This is a genomic window from Bradyrhizobium ferriligni (assembly GCF_056837965.1).
The window spans coordinates 96,610-111,168 of sequence record NZ_JBXEJO010000005.1 but is presented as its reverse complement, the minus strand read 5'-3'; the positions used below and the strand labels follow the sequence as shown (position 1 = coordinate 111,168).

Here is a 14,559-nt window from a genome sequence, read left to right as displayed (position 1 = left end):
GATATCCTCCGCTGAGCAGTCAGTTTGCCTTGATGCCAGCCTCGCGGATAACCTTGGACCATTTGGCACTTTCGGCGCGAAACAGCGCCGCGGAGTCCTCCGGAGTGGAACCGACGACTGTGAACCCAAGCGCTGCCATTTTCTCCTTGATGTCGGGGAGAGCCATGGCGCGAATGATCTCGCGGTTGAGCAGCGCGATGACCTCCCTGGGCGTTCCGGCCGGAACGACGAACGCAAACCAACCCTCGCATTGAATCTCCGGATATCCGGCTTCGGCGGTGTCCGGCACCTCGGACAGCGCTGGCGATCGCGTCTTGCTGGTGACGGCAAGCGCACGGAGCTTTCCTTCTTGGATTTGCGGCACTGCGGGCGGTAACGACGTGAACGCGATCGGAGTGTGACCCGCCAACGTCGAGGCGACTGCCTGGCCCGCGCTGTTGAAAGGGACATGCACGAGGTCGAGCCCCAACGACAGGCGAAACAGTTCGCCGATAAGATGTGGCGGCGTGCCGGTGCCGGGTGAGGCGAAGCTGTATTTCGCGCCGCCCGCCTTGATAACCGCGACCAGCTCGCTCAGATTCGTGGCCGCCAGCGAAGGGTGAACTGTCACCACCGTGGGCGCACTCACCGCCACCGTCACCGGCTCAAAATCCGTGTAGGGATCGTACGGCACCTTGTCGTACATCGCCGGGTTGACGACGATGTTCGGCGGCACGACGAGGACGGTGTAACCATCGGCCACGGCTCTCGCGCCTTGACCCATTCCGATATTGCCCCCGGCGCCGCCGACATTGTCGACATAGAACTGGTTTCCGAGTTGCTCGGAGAGCTTCTGAGCGGCAAGGCGGGCGAGGATGTCAGCTGGGCCGGCGGGCGCGTATGGCACCAGCAGGCGCACTGGCCGGGCTGGGTAACCCTGCGCCGAAGCTGATAACGGCAGAGCTGCTGCAACCGAAGCTGCCGCCAGCATCAGTAATTCGCGTCGCAAAAGCACCATGTGAGACCTCCGTCAAGAGGGATAGGAGATATCATCCGGCGCGACCGTGCGGTATTATATGCATTCGATAGAATTGATATCGCTGGAGATATGTCGTGGAATTGCGCCACCTCCGTCACTTCGTGGCTGTCGCAGAGGAAGGACACATCACGCGCGCCGCCGAGCGGCTCGGCATGCAGCAGCCGCCGCTCAGCCAGCGGATCAAGGCGATCGAGGACGAGCTCAATGTGCAGCTGTTTCGCCGCAAACCGCGCGGCGTCGAGCTAACCGAGGCCGGACGCATCTTTCTCGATCGCGCACGTGCGACGCTCGCGCACTATGATGGCGCATTCGAAGCGACACGCAGCGCGGCGCGGGGCGAGCAAGGACGCCTCTGTATTGGCGTCCTGCCCACAACACTCTTTCATCCCTTCGTACCGTTTGTCATCCGAGCGTTCCGGACGGCTTACCCGCAGGTGTCAGTGACCCTGGACGAATGTCTCCGCACAGAAGCAATCACTGGCCTGCGGAATCAGCAGCTGGACATTGCCTTTCTCCGTAGTGCGATGGATGAGGAGAAGGACTTCCTCGCTTATCCGCTGCTTAACGAGCCGATGGTCGCGGCATTGCCGAGCGATCACCCCCTCGCGCGGAGCGGGCGCCGCGCCATGTCGCTTTCTCTGAAGGACTTAGCTGACGAGCAATTCATTATCTATGCGCGTCAGCTCGGACCCGCATTCTACGAGGCGACAATGGCAGCCTGCCTAAGGGCGGGGTTCACTCCGCGCCTTGGTCAGGAAGCCCCGCGCATCACTTCGGCCCTCAGCCTGGTGGCAGTAGGGCTCGGTGTGTCGCTTGTGCCGGCGTGCCTGCAGAACATGACAATGAATGGTGTCGTTTACCGCAGGCTCAAAGGTGCAGTTCAGCCAAAGGCCGTGCTGATGATCGGCTTGCGGCGGGGGGATACATCCCCCGTTGTTCGCAACTACGTGAGCCTTGTTCGGAAGACTGCGAAGACATTTCGCCCGCCCGAGGAAGAGGCAACGTAGTGCAAATGTCTGCTTAGGGTCAAAGCGAGACCTAGGCCTTTGACGGCTAAGTGGTCGTTCTACCCCAAGAGGAGACATGGAGAGCCCGAAAAGGCTTCGAAGCCGCACGGCCGAGACGCTACGCGGCTTGGTTCATATGTGGACGGCCCCCGATTTATAAGGAATGGATCGGTCAGCATTCTCGGATCGCTTGCGCTCATATGTCCGGTCTATTTTCCGATCTTACGACCATGGCCAAGATGGGCTTCGCGGAAAGTGAAGTGGAAACGTATGACTTACACAACGCAAAAATAACCCATCATGCCGCTCTCCTGATGTTCGATGACGTGGCAGTGGAGCATCCAAACGCCGGGATTGTCGGCAACGAAGGCAACTTCCGCTTTTTCCTGGGGCAGCAGAAGCAGCGTATCGGTGTGATGTGCCGGTCTGCAATGCTTGTTTGATCGAATAAAGCTGAACGTATGGCCGTGGATGTGAATGGGATGCACGAACGAGGATTTGTTTTCCAATTCGAAAACATAGGAGTGGCCTCGCTTGAGCACCGCGAGCGGAGGGGGCAGCCGGGAATGGTCGCGCTCTGGCCAAGCCCGGCCGTTGATGGTCCAGAAGATTTTTTGGCTGAGGCAAAGCGAACCTAGCGTGGCGCCGGTTGCGTCATCGAGCGCGGCTGCAAGCAACTGTGCCGCTTCGCCTGCGTTGAAGACAAAACGCAATCTTACCGCGTTGTTAAGATCTGGCTCTGGGATGCAGGATGCACGCAACGGAGCGGGATCGAATGGACCGGTACGTCGAGTGCTTCCGGAGGCCACGAAATGCGCGAGCTCCACGGGCGTGTCACTCGCTCGATCGATGAGGCGTGCCACGCGACCTTCGCCCGGCGCTCGCACCGCCAGATCGATGCGCGTCGCCGGCCCCATGTACGCCACGGATAATGCAAAGGGCTGAACTGCGATTCCGTCGATCGCAATGACAGCTGCGTCGGCTCCGTCGAGCGCGATCTGCATGATACGCGTCGGATCGGAGTTGATCAGGCGCAGGCGACAATCTCCCGCCGACGGGAGCGGGATTTCGGGATTGATCGCGCCGTTGACGCTGCGAATTCGCCCATAGGTGCCGGCGCGTCCGGCTCCGCGCAGCGTATAGAAGGGCATGAACTCGCCGGCGTCGAGATCGATCATCCAGTCGCGGAGCAGAAGGATCGTGTCCGCGTCGTAAGGCTCCGTCGTATCGCCATCGATGATCAGGATGCCTTCCAACCCTCGCCCCAGTTGTTCCACGGTGTTGCAATGCGTGTGGAAGAAGTAGGTGCCGGCGTCGGGGGGCGTGAAGACATAGCAGAAGCGTTCGCCGGGTTGCACGGGCGGCTGAACCAGATAAGGGACGCCGTCCTGGTCGTTTGGTAGCCTTATCCCGTGCCAATGAATCGAGGTCGATTGGCCGCCGGGCAGCAGATTATCGAGCGTCGCCTCCAACCGGTCGCCCACTTTGAGTCGGATGACGGACGGCCACGCGCCATCGGCAAACGTCCACAGCGGCAGAGCCTGGCCCGCAAAGCAGGGCAGTGACGTTGGCCGTTGCGCCGCGATTAACGGAACGGCGATCGTCTTGTCACCGGCCATGCTGACGGCGGGCCCGAGCCGGCGGACATAGGCCGGCGACTCGCTTGCACCTGTAAATGCGAGCGCCGCGGTGGAGCTCGCGGCGGCCGCGACGAATTGCCTGCGTGTAAGCACGTTCATGGCGCCTATTTCAAGTAGGACTCCAGGGAAGCATTGGGAACGACTTCGTTGCTGATCGCCGGCAGGGTGCGGATATAGGCGACCACGGCGTCAAGATCCTCGGGTGTCATGTTCTTGAAATAGGGGTACGGCATCAGCGGGATCAGCCGCCTGCCATCCCTGTCGATACCCTCGGTGATCGCTCGTTTGACCTCGGCATCGGACCAGCTGCCAATGCCCGTCTCCTTGTCCGACGTGATATTGGCGCTGCGAACCAGTTTATCGGCGATCGGGTGGAAAGACCGGCCGCCCGCACCCTTGAGATGGTCGTAATTCGGCGCGCCGTTCGCTCCCGGCGGCGTATGACACCCGAGGCAATGCGCGAGGCCCGCCACGTAGGCGCCGTATGCGACCTTGTCGGTCGTCGGCGGGGCCGGAAGGCCTTTCGCGGGTGGTTCTGCGTGGAGCTGAATCTCGTACTTCGATTCCCTCACCTCGTTACGGATCGGTTTGACCGTCCGCAGATAGGCCACAATGGCCTTCACGTCGTCATCCGACATCTTGTTGAAGTAGCTGATCGGCATGGGCGGGCCGAGGAGATTGCCTTCGCGCGTGACGCCCTCGCGGATGGCGCGGATGATCTGCTCGTCCGTCCACGACCCGATGCCGGTGTCGTTGTCGGGCGTGATGTTCTTGGAAAATGCGAGGCCAGGCACGTCTTCGATTCTATTGCCGCCTGCCAGGTACTTGCTCTGATCAGCGAAGAAATCTGCAGCGCGCTGCGTATGGCAGTTGCCGCATGCGGCGGGGCCGTTCACCAAATATTCGCCGCGAGCCCTCAAGGCTTGCTGATCCTGAGCGCTGGCCGACTGGGACGAATGACCTAGGAATGCGACGCTCACGATGAAAGTCACGACGAAGGTTTTCATGTTTCCTCCATTCAGACGCGTCGCGCGGCCCGCTCAGCTTCGTTTGACGATCCGAACGTCGGCTTGTCGAGCAATAGCGGAAGTCCCTTAGCTCGACCGCTACTGATCGCCGTCGGATCAACAACGGTCGATGACGTCGGACTATTCGACGCCCGCGCAATCTCAGGGAATTGTCAGAGGATACCCGCTTCCGCGGCGCGGTCCCGGTCAGCTTGCTTGTGCCGGATAATTGCCAACTGCTCGCTGCACGCACGAAACTCGCCGGTCCCACCGCGCATTCCGAAGATCTCGCAAAATACGCGGTTCTCGTCAGCAATCTCTTGAGCGAGTTGCTGTTGAGCCACCGCGCGCTCCGCCGGTGCGACTGTCAACGCAGCATACAGTCCGAACCCTGTCAGGACCGCGATCAGCGCCAAATATCCGAAGGTAAAAGCGCTACCGGAATTGCTAGTGAGAGAAGTCGTATCGGCTTTAACCATCGTATCATCCTCCTTTAAATCGATAGCTAAAATTCGTATTTCGCTTCTGTTTACAATCGTGCACAGGGTATTCTCGAGAAGTTGGGGTGCCCCCGCCGACTACATCGTTGGAAGGAAGAGGCTCGGCACGCCATTCCTAAGCGAAACATACTAGAAACCTCCGCCGGGCCCGCGTGAAATCAGCGTTAAAACTGACCGGCTGGGCTGCGAGCCGTCCGCCGCGAATGGTGAGGTTAAACAATCACCCTTGGCAGCCAGCACGTGGTATTCTTGCGAGGACGGTCTTGAGACCGCTTAGATTGACGTTTGAGCCGGGGTCCGCTGATGGTCGTTCGTTTGAACCTGCTGGGTGATTTTCGGATCGTCGGCTCCGACGGTGAGCCAGTCTTACTCAGCAGCGTCAAAGGACGAATACTTCTTGCCTTTCTTGCTCTCGACGAACAAGCGGCATCGCCTCGCGACGAGCTAACAGAGCTCCTTTGGGAAGACAGGCGGATAGAGCAGGCCCAACTTAGTCTCAGGCAGGAGCTTGCCAGGCTGAGATCGGTCCTGAAAATACCCGATGTTTCCGAGTGGAATGAGAAGCAGCTGGTGCGGTTACCTCGCTGTATAAGCACGGATATCGCGGACTTTCTAGCATCTGTTAGAGCGGGCGATTGTGCAGCAGCGTCTCTCTCCTATGGAGGAGAGCTGCTTGCGAATGTCGCGGTGAAGGCACCGAAGCTATCAGCTTGGCTGGGTCAGAAACGCAACGAATTGCGCAACTACGCACTGTCGAGCTGCCTGTCGGTGCTCCTGAACGCGAATGAAGATGCGCCAGGCGAACTGCTCGAAAAGACCGCAGGCCTCGCCGTCCAACTCGACCCATTCTGTGAACTCGCACATCAATGGCTGATCCGCATCTACGCACTTCGCGGAAATACCATTTTGGGTCTGGAACAGTTCCGGACCCTCAACGCCGCGCTGGAGAGAGATGGTGGCAGACAGCCCGCTGAGGAAACGATGTCGATCGTGCGGTGCATGCTGAGGCGCTCTCGAAGCGCTACCTCCGCAAAGCAGCAGGAACAGACGGCAACTGGCGTTGACTGGATAAGCGAAATAAACCGCCAGCATGGTATGGCCGCAGCCCCAGATCCTATTCCTATCATCCCGGCGTCAAGCGAGCCTTCGCTAGTCGTGCTGCCGTTTGTCGATCTTGCGGCGGATGGGAGGCCGAACTGGGCGATCTCGGATGGTTTGACCGAGGAGGTAACCACCGCGCTCTCGCGAATGCCGGGCCTATTCGTGACGGCTCGGCAGTCAAGCATGGTCTACAAGGGAGTGCTTAGCGACGCACGAAGAATCGCGATCGAGCTTGGTGTTCGTTATCTGGTCGAGGGAAGCGTCGAATTGTCTGGCCGCGATATGCGCGTGAACGCTCGCCTGATAGCCGGAGCAACGGGCTTGAGCATCTGGGCCGACGCGTTCGAGGGAAAGTTGTCCGATTTTCGCTTGATCAGAAACTCGATCGTATCTGAAATCGTTGGCAGGCTCATGCCGACGTTGATGAGAAGTGAAGTTGAGAGAGCTTTTGGCACCCCCCTGGCTCAAGTCGATGCGTGGACGCGTCTACAGAAGGCCAGTGGCCATGTCTTGTTCATGCGCAGCCGCGAATGGCTCGACAAGGCGGCATCCGAATTGAAGGCGGCGCTCAAGTTGGACCCACAATATGCCATGGCCCGATCGCTGCTTGCGGCCATTTACACCTGGAAATCGTTGTGGAGTCAGTCGCGACAGGCCAAGATGGAGCGCGCCGCCGCGCTAAGGCACCTCGAACGGGCGTTGCAAGACGGGCCCGATAATTCTTTCGTTCAAATCAATTGCGCGGATGTCATGCTTTATTCCGCGGGCGATATTGACCGCTCTCTGTTGCTGCTGCAAGCGGCAACAGACCAGATTGGAGCAGACCCGCACGGTTTGGCGCTCCTTGCCAACGTAAAGCGCTGCTCCGGGGGAGATCCGGGTCAAAGCATTGAGCTGATATCCCAGGCAATGAGAAGGAGCCCCCGCGATCCGCGAACTCACCGCTGGAGTCACTATGCAGCCTGGTCACACTGGAAGACGGGTGATTTGAAGCGAATGGAGCAGGCTGCCAAGAACGCCATTTCGCTTTACAGCGATGCACCCCAGCAGTGGATTGCCCTGATTTGTGCGCTGGGTTTGCAATCCCGACAGAGCGAAGCCAGGGAAGCGGCTCGTATACTACATGGGCTTCTTCCGACGTTCACGGCCGTCGGCTTTTTTAACACCGCGAGAATATTTTATGGCCGGAGATTCGAAGGACAAGTCGTAGACGACTACACAGGCCTGTGCGAAGTTCTTGAAAGAAGCCTGCCACCGTAATGATAGCACCATGCAGATGCAATTGTTGAACAGCGGGAACGGCTCTGAGAACGTCATAGCCGCGGAAAACCGACGTTGACCGAGCTCCAACGCCTTCGGCATCAACGCCCGCTGATGCGGCGTAACTCATAAGCCCAGTCTCCTACAGGGGCCGGCCGCGAAAACGCATTGAAAGCGGTTTATCGCCCGCATAAACGGCTTGCCGGGCCGAGGCTTGGTCCGGGTGCGCAAAACGTCAGCTTCTTGCGGCCATGCGGAGACGATCTGCGAGGGCACTTCTCCTCGTCAAGGATGCAGGGATGGATGTCGGCTGCAGCAAGAATATTTCCCTACGACGCCGAGGAGGCGGCGAGGGCATTGCGTGTCTCGGTCAAAACGTCAGTTCCTCGTCTGAGTCACGAGACGCACAAGCCACCGTCCATCAATAGGGCTTGAGCCGACTGGGAGTGGATTAGTCCCGACGGCCACTCACGGACCGATAGGAGACAACCCCTTCGAGATCGGATAGATGCTCAAAGAAACTCACGATCTTTTTCGCGCGGTTTGCTTACCCATGACGTCTTTGGCTCGCTGCCCATTGCGCATCGCGAGCCGGCCGAACCCTGGCCTTACCGCAGCCGCGACCAGCCGGCACGACAGTGAAGGGAATTCGCTTGCCTCTGTCGCCGGGACTTACTTATCACATCGCCAATCGCGCAACCTGGGAGCAATTCATTAGGTTGAGTGATGTTGCAAATAGCACTCGAATCCTCCCTACGAACGACTGCTTTTAGAATCAGACCGCGTTTCCGTCGCCGTGGTAGCTATTTGGTAGCTAACGGCCATTTGCAGCGCGCGAAGGTTAGAATAAGCCATGGATTTCGTTGATACAGTTGGGTGGGCTCGAACCACAGACCTCCTGTTCCACAGTCTGCAGGTCAGCTTCTCAGGCCAAAAGCACTAGCTGGCAAAAGGACGTCCGCGCCCCGGACGTCAGCTCCCGTGCCTGTCCGATTTGCACGCTACAGCACTCTGAACTTGGCGGCGGCATTAGGGCACCTTTATTTGGCCCTCGTAGGCAATTTAGGTCAATGCATCGCGCAATTGGGTTGTGCGAAAATAGCGTAGCAACGGGTCAGCAGGAACCTTGTCAGCCACACCAACGGCAGCACCTTCTGACGAACCCTAATCGGTATCATCGCGCCATAGACATGCGCATCTCACTCAACGGGCTTGATCCGATCGTGAGGAGATCATCGAAATGCAGGAGCTCATGGTTGACAATGATAGCAACAATCGGCGCCGACTCGTCGAGTTTAAGGACGGTTGCCGATATGGCAAATTCGGAAAGACTAAGGCTTATGAGCTGATCGCCCACGACATGATCAGGGCATCCAAGATGGGGGGAAGACCATGATCGACCTGGACAGCGTGGACGAATATCACGCTTCGCTGCCAAGGGTCGAAACGAGAGCCAGCTAGGCCGCCGATCTGTGCAGCGAGACGGCCGACCCACATTGCGTTGGCTGTCGAACCGGCCGGACTAACTCTACATTAGACGCACGCGTTCGGCCCAATAGCCGCATGTTTGATAAGGCTACAAATCCTGTTCTTGTCGCCGTCGCCAAGCTGGCACCGCGCCACCTCGTCGCGCCGCCTCCAGCAATCATATGCGCAATGATGAGGGACACCCATAATGCGCCCGGGTCAGGCCGCCATTCTCGATGACCTAGTCAATTTTGCCGACGATCCTTGATTTTGGGAGCCGGGTTTCGGGGTCTGGCAGACCGAGATCTGCGAAGACGTTGTCCGATGGCGGTTTGGCGAAGCTTATTTCGGTTTGAGTCCATCTTTCGATGCAGCTCTTGGCCTTCAACGCCGAGGTGTTCCGCCCGCAAGTCGTCGTCAATGCTTATGTCTGTCACTTCCGTTAGGCCGCGCACGGGCCACCTCTCGCTTCCGCCCCCTCTCTAACAACGGCCTCAGGTAAGCCGCCGTCCGACTATCTGCCACGTTGACAACCTCCTGAGGCGTACCATTTGCGATGACGCGACCACCGTCGTCCCCTGCCCCGGGGCCAAGATCGATGACCCAATCCACCTGCACGATGACCCGCATGTCATGCTCGACGACGACGACGGTGTTGCCGGCATCGACAAGCCCCTGCAGTTGGCGCATCAACCGGTCAACGTCGGCCGGATGGAGGCCGGCGGTCGGCTCATCGAGCACATAGAGCGTATTGCCGTGCTGCGCACGCTGTAGTTCGGTCGCCAGCTTGATGCGCTGCGCCTCACCGCCCGAGAGTTCCGTCGCCGGTTGCCCGAGCCGCAGGTAGCCAAGCCCAATCTCGCGCAACACGTTGAGCGGTCGCAACACTTGCGCTTCGTCGGCGAAGAACTGGCAAGCTTCGTCGACGGTCATCCGCAGCACTTGCGCGATGTTGCGGCCACGCCATTCGATCTCGAGCGTCTGTGGATTGTACCGGCTGCCGTTGCAGGTCGAGCATGGCGCATACACGCTGGGCAGAAACAGCAACTCGACCATGACAAAGCCTTCGCCCTCACAGGTCGGACAACGACCCTGTGCGACGTTGAACGAGAATCTGCTTGCGCTGTAGTGGCGCCTTCTCGCCATGGGCGTGTCGGCGAAAAGTTGGCGTACTTGATCGAAGAGACCACTATAGGTCGCCAAATTCGAACGCGGCGTACGCCCGATTGGCTTCTGATCAACCTGAACAAGACGGCGGATGAGATCCATGCCGCTCACGATGCGTCCTGCAGCGGCTTGCTGTGCCACCGCGAGCAACGGGTCGACCTCGTCCTCCTCCGAGACGGCAAGCGGCCGCCCAAGGTGCTCGCTCACGAGTTCGGGAAGCGCCTGGCTGACAAGACTGGATTTACCCGAGCCTGAGAGTCCCGTGACCGCCGTAAAAACGCCTAGCGGAAACGCGGCATCGAGACCATGGAGGTTATTGCGCGTGATACCTTCCAGCCGTAACCATCCCTTGGGATTTCGTGACACCCGGTCAGCCGCAGCTGGTCTATCGAACAGATAGCGGCGAGTGATCGAAGCCTCGACATCGGCCAGTCCTGCGAGCGGCCCGCTGTAAATCACCTGGCCGCCCTGCTCGCCGGCACCCGGCCCCACATCCACTAGCCACTCGCCATGGCGTATCAGATCCAGATCGTGTTCGACGACGAACAGGGAATTTCCGGCGGACTTAAGGCGCTGCAGGATCGTAAGCAACGCCTCTCCGTCCGCAGGATGCAACCCCGCGGACGGCTCGTCCAGCACGTAAACCACACCGAATAGGTGCGAAGACAATTGCGTTGCGAGCCGTAAGCGCTGCAGTTCGCCTGATGACAGCGTTGGCGTGCTACGATCAAGGGAGATGTATCCGAGCCCAAGATCGATGAGCGGTAGAAGCCGTTCTAGCAATTCGGATGCGAGACGTTGTGCGGCGACACGCTTCTCTTCGGAAAGGTTGGGCGTGCGGCGCACATCCGGGGCGCTCTTGTGTGCCGATCCGCCGGCCGCCACCCGTCTCTCGACCGCCGCGACGCGAGCCCTTTTGTCGAGTACGCCGCCTCTTGAAGCGAATTCGGTACCACCGAACTCACCATGCGCAACGGACGTTAGCAAATCTCTGAGCTTAAGGAATGACAGATCGCCGAACTCGGCTATGTCGAGTTGCGCGAATTTCACCGACAGCGCTTCCCGCTTCAACCGCTTGCCATGACAGGTCGGGCAGTCGCGGCCGATGATGAATCGTGAAACGCGCTTCTTCATCAGCGCACTCTTCGTATTGGCGAACGTGTCCAGTACATAACGGCGAGCGCCCGTGAACGTGCCCTGATAGCTTGGCTCCATTCCGCGCTTGAGCGCCGTATGGGTTTGCTGTGGGGTAAAGCCCGCATATACGGGCACGGTTGGCTGTTCGTCGGTGAAAAGAATCCAGTCACGATCCTTTTTCGACAATTCTCGCCAGGGCGTATCGATGTCATAGCCGAGCGAAACGAGAATATCGCGAAGATTTTGGCCGTGCCAAGCTGGCGGCCAGGCGGCGATCGCGCGCTCGCGAATTGTCAGCGATGGGTCCGGTACCATCGTTTTCTCGGTGGCGTCATAAACGCGCCCGAGCCCATGACATGTCGGGCAGGCGCCCTCCACGGTGTTGGGCGAAAAATCCTCAGCATAGAGCATATGTTGATTGCGCGGGTAATCGCCGGCGCGTGAATAGAGCATGCGCACCAAGCTGGACAGCGTAGTCAAACTACCGACGGAGGAACGAGCGTTTGGTGAGCTCCGCTGCTGCTGGAGAGCAACTGCCGGCGGCAATCCGTCGATCGAGTCAACCTCTGGAACCCCCGCCTGGTTGATTAACCGGCGTGCATAGGGAGCTACCGATTCCAGGTAACGACGCTGCGCCTCGGCATAGAGGGTGCCGAAGGCGAGCGACGACTTACCGGATCCGGATATGCCCGTGAACACCACGAAGGCGTCGCGCGGGATATCGACATCAACATTCTTCAGATTGTTTTCACGCGCGCCGCGCACCCGCACACAGCCGGATCGTTCCGCTGGGCCGTCACTAGCGAAGGGCGATGTCGAGCGTGGATTTCTCATCATCATACCAATCTTGCCAGCAGTGGACAAATTGTCGAATCACAGCGCTTGGTCAACACAATATGAAGCCGGTGGTGTTCGTGGTCGAAGGAAATTTCTCGGCAACTTACCAGAAGCGCCGGTCGCAATAATGCGAGATCCATCGACGACCCCGGACAGATGCTAAGCCAGGACACCAAATCGCGTCGTAAGCTCGATCGTCTGATCACGATGCACCGTGTCGGCAGGGACCAGCACTTGCCACGAACGTCCACAAGCAGACCATCCGTCGAAACACCAACGATAGCGACTACGACCACTGAAGCGAACAAGCCGGCCCTTCGGGCAGCAATTGAAGCGACGATCCTTTGGTGGCGAAGAACCAGAATTTGCATACCCTCCGCGGCCATTTTGGATAGGTCGTCGTACCTTGTACGCAGGAGGTCGGAATTACGTTCGACACCGGAAATGGGGTTGATTTACGATTTCTTCGTCTCGAGGACGTCGGCCCGACGCAGCACAACGGATGCTTCCGCCGTCAAAACACGGAAGGTGAATGTCTCCTGAAAATAGAGTTCGACGGTCGTGCTGGTATGGCTGAGATATCCGATCGAGAGATCCTGACCGATATCGAGCTCGAAGTCGCCGCCGCGCGTCGTTAGGACAAAAGCGCCGCTGATGGCAGGCGCCCAGACAACGCCGCCGTCGACAATCCGTTCGAGGTGGTGAAAAACGGGGTATCCTTCATCGCTTCCGCCGCTCGCGGCCGTGTACGCCTCCGCCCCAAGGACGAGGGCATATGGCCCATTGCAGCCGGCAAGTCTGAGTTCACTGACTGCTTGCGCGACGGCACCTGGATAGGCTTTCGCATTTGTCGGAAGAATGAGCCCTGCATTGCTGCTGGCCTGGCGAATGCCCTCGATCCCCGCAGCCGCGTATCCATCAAAAATCGCACCGTCCTCAGCAAAAGCAATTCTGCGGGCGGCGTCCTTGATCGGCGTCCAGTCGGCATCCAGGGCACCACGCTCGACATCATCGATCTGTTGGCGCGAGAGTTGGAATGGAACGCGCAGTTCGACGAGCGCCTTCACCTCGCGCTGTTGGGCCGTCATTCCCTCGCCTGGATCCGGGAGCTGTTTGACATGGCCAGTGCCCACCGCCGAGAAGCCACTCCCCTTGGCTTCGGGGACGTCGACGACGCGCCGGCCGGCAAGGTGTCGCTTCAGGGTACGGGAAGCTTCCTCCTCGATTTGAGCCCAGGCCGCGTCGGATATGGGCGCGAGTTGGCGGTGAAGATTATTCATGATTTGCCTTCTTGTTTTAAAGACCCAATTCCAAGCGACCCGTCGTTGACGGGCGGATGTTTACGAGCGGTATCTGGCGAGCCTGCGCCACGCTGCTCAGCGTCGACCGGTGCTTCCCCGCCGGATGCCGTGGCGCCATCGTCTTCAGGCGAAACGTTGTCGAGAAATGTCGCTGACGGCACGAAGAACAGCGATCCCGTAACGGCGCGGCTGACATCCAATAGCCGGTCGTAGTTGCCGGGCGGCCGACCAACAAACATGTTCTCGAGCATCTGCTCGATCCGGTGCGGCGAGCGCGCGTAGCCTATGAAGTACGTGCCAAATTCACCCTTGCCGATCTCACCGAAAGGCATGTTGTCGCGCACGATCTCAAGCTGCTCGCCGTCTTCGATGATCGTCGTCAGAACATTGTGCGCGTAGGGCGCCTTGGCCGCATCGTCCTGCTCGATGTCCGACAGTTTGTGGCGACCGATGATATTCTCCTGCTCCGAGGTGGATATCGCGTTCCAGCGCTGCAGATCGTGCAGATACTTCTGGGTGATGACGTAGCTTCCGCCGGCGAATGCAGGATCCTCTTGTCCGATGGTCGTCGCGTCAACCGCGTCCTGATCAGACGGGTTCTCGGTTCCATCAACAAATCCAAGCAGATCGCGATCGTCAAAGTATTTGAACCCATGAATCTCGTCGATCGTCGTCACGGCTTTGCCCAGTCGGGACATGATCTGTGAGGCGAGCTCGAAGCATAGGTCCATGCGGACTGACCGAATATGAAAAAGGATGTCGCCCGGGGTGGAGACTGCGTGATGCACCCCATGGATCTCCCTGAAGGGATGAAGATCCTTGGGCCGCGGATCACCGAACAGTCGGTCCCAGGCATCGGAGCCGAGGGCCATCACGCATGATAGCCGCGCTTCCAGATCGCGAAATCCGACGGCTCGCAGCAGTGCCGACAGACCGGCACATAGACGGCGCACCACAACTTCGCTGTCCTTTCCGGGATTGATTCGGACGACGAGAAATATCGCGGCTCGCGTCAGTTTTGCGACGACGGGTTGTGGAACGACAGCTGGCACAATCACTCCTTGGCGGCCTGTTCGGCGTCCTTGATGCTGCGGGCTGGCCGGCCCGGCTGAACACC

General features: G+C 59.2%; 9 protein-coding genes. 2 read left to right on the top strand and 7 right to left on the bottom strand.

What is annotated here, in order from left to right:
- Positions 1 to 19 precede the first annotated feature (19 nt).
- On the bottom strand, positions 20 to 997 hold the full coding sequence (locus AC1VNY_RS04345; protein ID WP_482404227.1) for a Bug family tripartite tricarboxylate transporter substrate binding protein: 978 nt from the start codon (positions 995 to 997) through the stop codon (positions 20 to 22).
- 95 nt (positions 998 to 1,092) lie between these two features.
- Between AC1VNY_RS04345 and AC1VNY_RS04340 the strand changes: the two genes are divergently transcribed.
- Positions 1,093 to 2,025 (top strand): LysR family transcriptional regulator, encoded by a 933-nt coding sequence (locus AC1VNY_RS04340; RefSeq protein ID WP_482404226.1) that lies wholly within the window; start codon positions 1,093 to 1,095, stop codon positions 2,023 to 2,025.
- Between the two features lie 275 nt (positions 2,026 to 2,300).
- On the opposite strand, the gene AC1VNY_RS04335 is transcribed toward AC1VNY_RS04340, so the two are convergent.
- The 3 genes from AC1VNY_RS04335 to AC1VNY_RS04325 form a co-directional block, all read right to left on the bottom strand.
- Positions 2,301 to 3,764, bottom strand: a complete 1,464-nt coding sequence (locus tag AC1VNY_RS04335; RefSeq protein ID WP_482404225.1) for a multicopper oxidase family protein — start codon at positions 3,762 to 3,764, stop codon at positions 2,301 to 2,303.
- A 5-nt stretch (positions 3,765 to 3,769) separates the two neighbouring features.
- Positions 3,770 to 4,672 carry a c-type cytochrome gene (locus AC1VNY_RS04330; protein WP_482404224.1) on the bottom strand — a complete coding sequence of 301 codons (903 nt, stop codon included), beginning with the start codon at positions 4,670 to 4,672 and terminating at the stop codon, positions 3,770 to 3,772.
- Positions 4,673 to 4,845: 173 nt separating this feature from the next.
- Positions 4,846 to 5,151: a hypothetical protein gene (locus AC1VNY_RS04325; RefSeq protein WP_482404223.1), complete on the bottom strand. Its 306-nt coding sequence runs from the start codon at positions 5,149 to 5,151 to the stop codon at positions 4,846 to 4,848.
- Positions 5,152 to 5,475: 324 nt separating this feature from the next.
- Here AC1VNY_RS04325 and AC1VNY_RS04320 point away from each other — a divergent pair, with 324 nt between their 5' ends.
- Positions 5,476 to 7,533, top strand: a complete 2,058-nt coding sequence (locus AC1VNY_RS04320; protein WP_482404222.1) for an AfsR/SARP family transcriptional regulator — start codon at positions 5,476 to 5,478, stop codon at positions 7,531 to 7,533.
- Positions 7,534 to 9,417: 1,884 nt separating this feature from the next.
- Here the strand turns inward: AC1VNY_RS04320 and AC1VNY_RS04315 are convergent.
- The 3 genes from AC1VNY_RS04315 to AC1VNY_RS04305 all read right to left on the bottom strand — a co-directional run bounded on the left by AC1VNY_RS04315 (position 9,418) and on the right by AC1VNY_RS04305 (position 14,494).
- On the bottom strand, positions 9,418 to 12,138 hold the full coding sequence (locus AC1VNY_RS04315) for an excinuclease ABC subunit UvrA (RefSeq protein ID WP_482404290.1): 2,721 nt from the start codon (positions 12,136 to 12,138) through the stop codon (positions 9,418 to 9,420).
- Between the two features lie 458 nt (positions 12,139 to 12,596).
- The gene (locus tag AC1VNY_RS04310; protein ID WP_482404221.1) at positions 12,597 to 13,421 is read right to left on the bottom strand and encodes a family 1 encapsulin nanocompartment shell protein; all 825 of its coding nucleotides are present in this window, start codon (positions 13,419 to 13,421) and stop codon (positions 12,597 to 12,599) included.
- A complete protein-coding gene (locus AC1VNY_RS04305) occupies positions 13,418 to 14,494 on the bottom strand; it encodes a Dyp-type peroxidase (RefSeq protein ID WP_482404220.1) in 1,077 nt (358 codons plus the stop codon). Before AC1VNY_RS04305 ends, AC1VNY_RS04310 begins: the two co-directional genes overlap by 4 nt.
- Positions 14,495 to 14,559 lie beyond the last annotated feature (65 nt).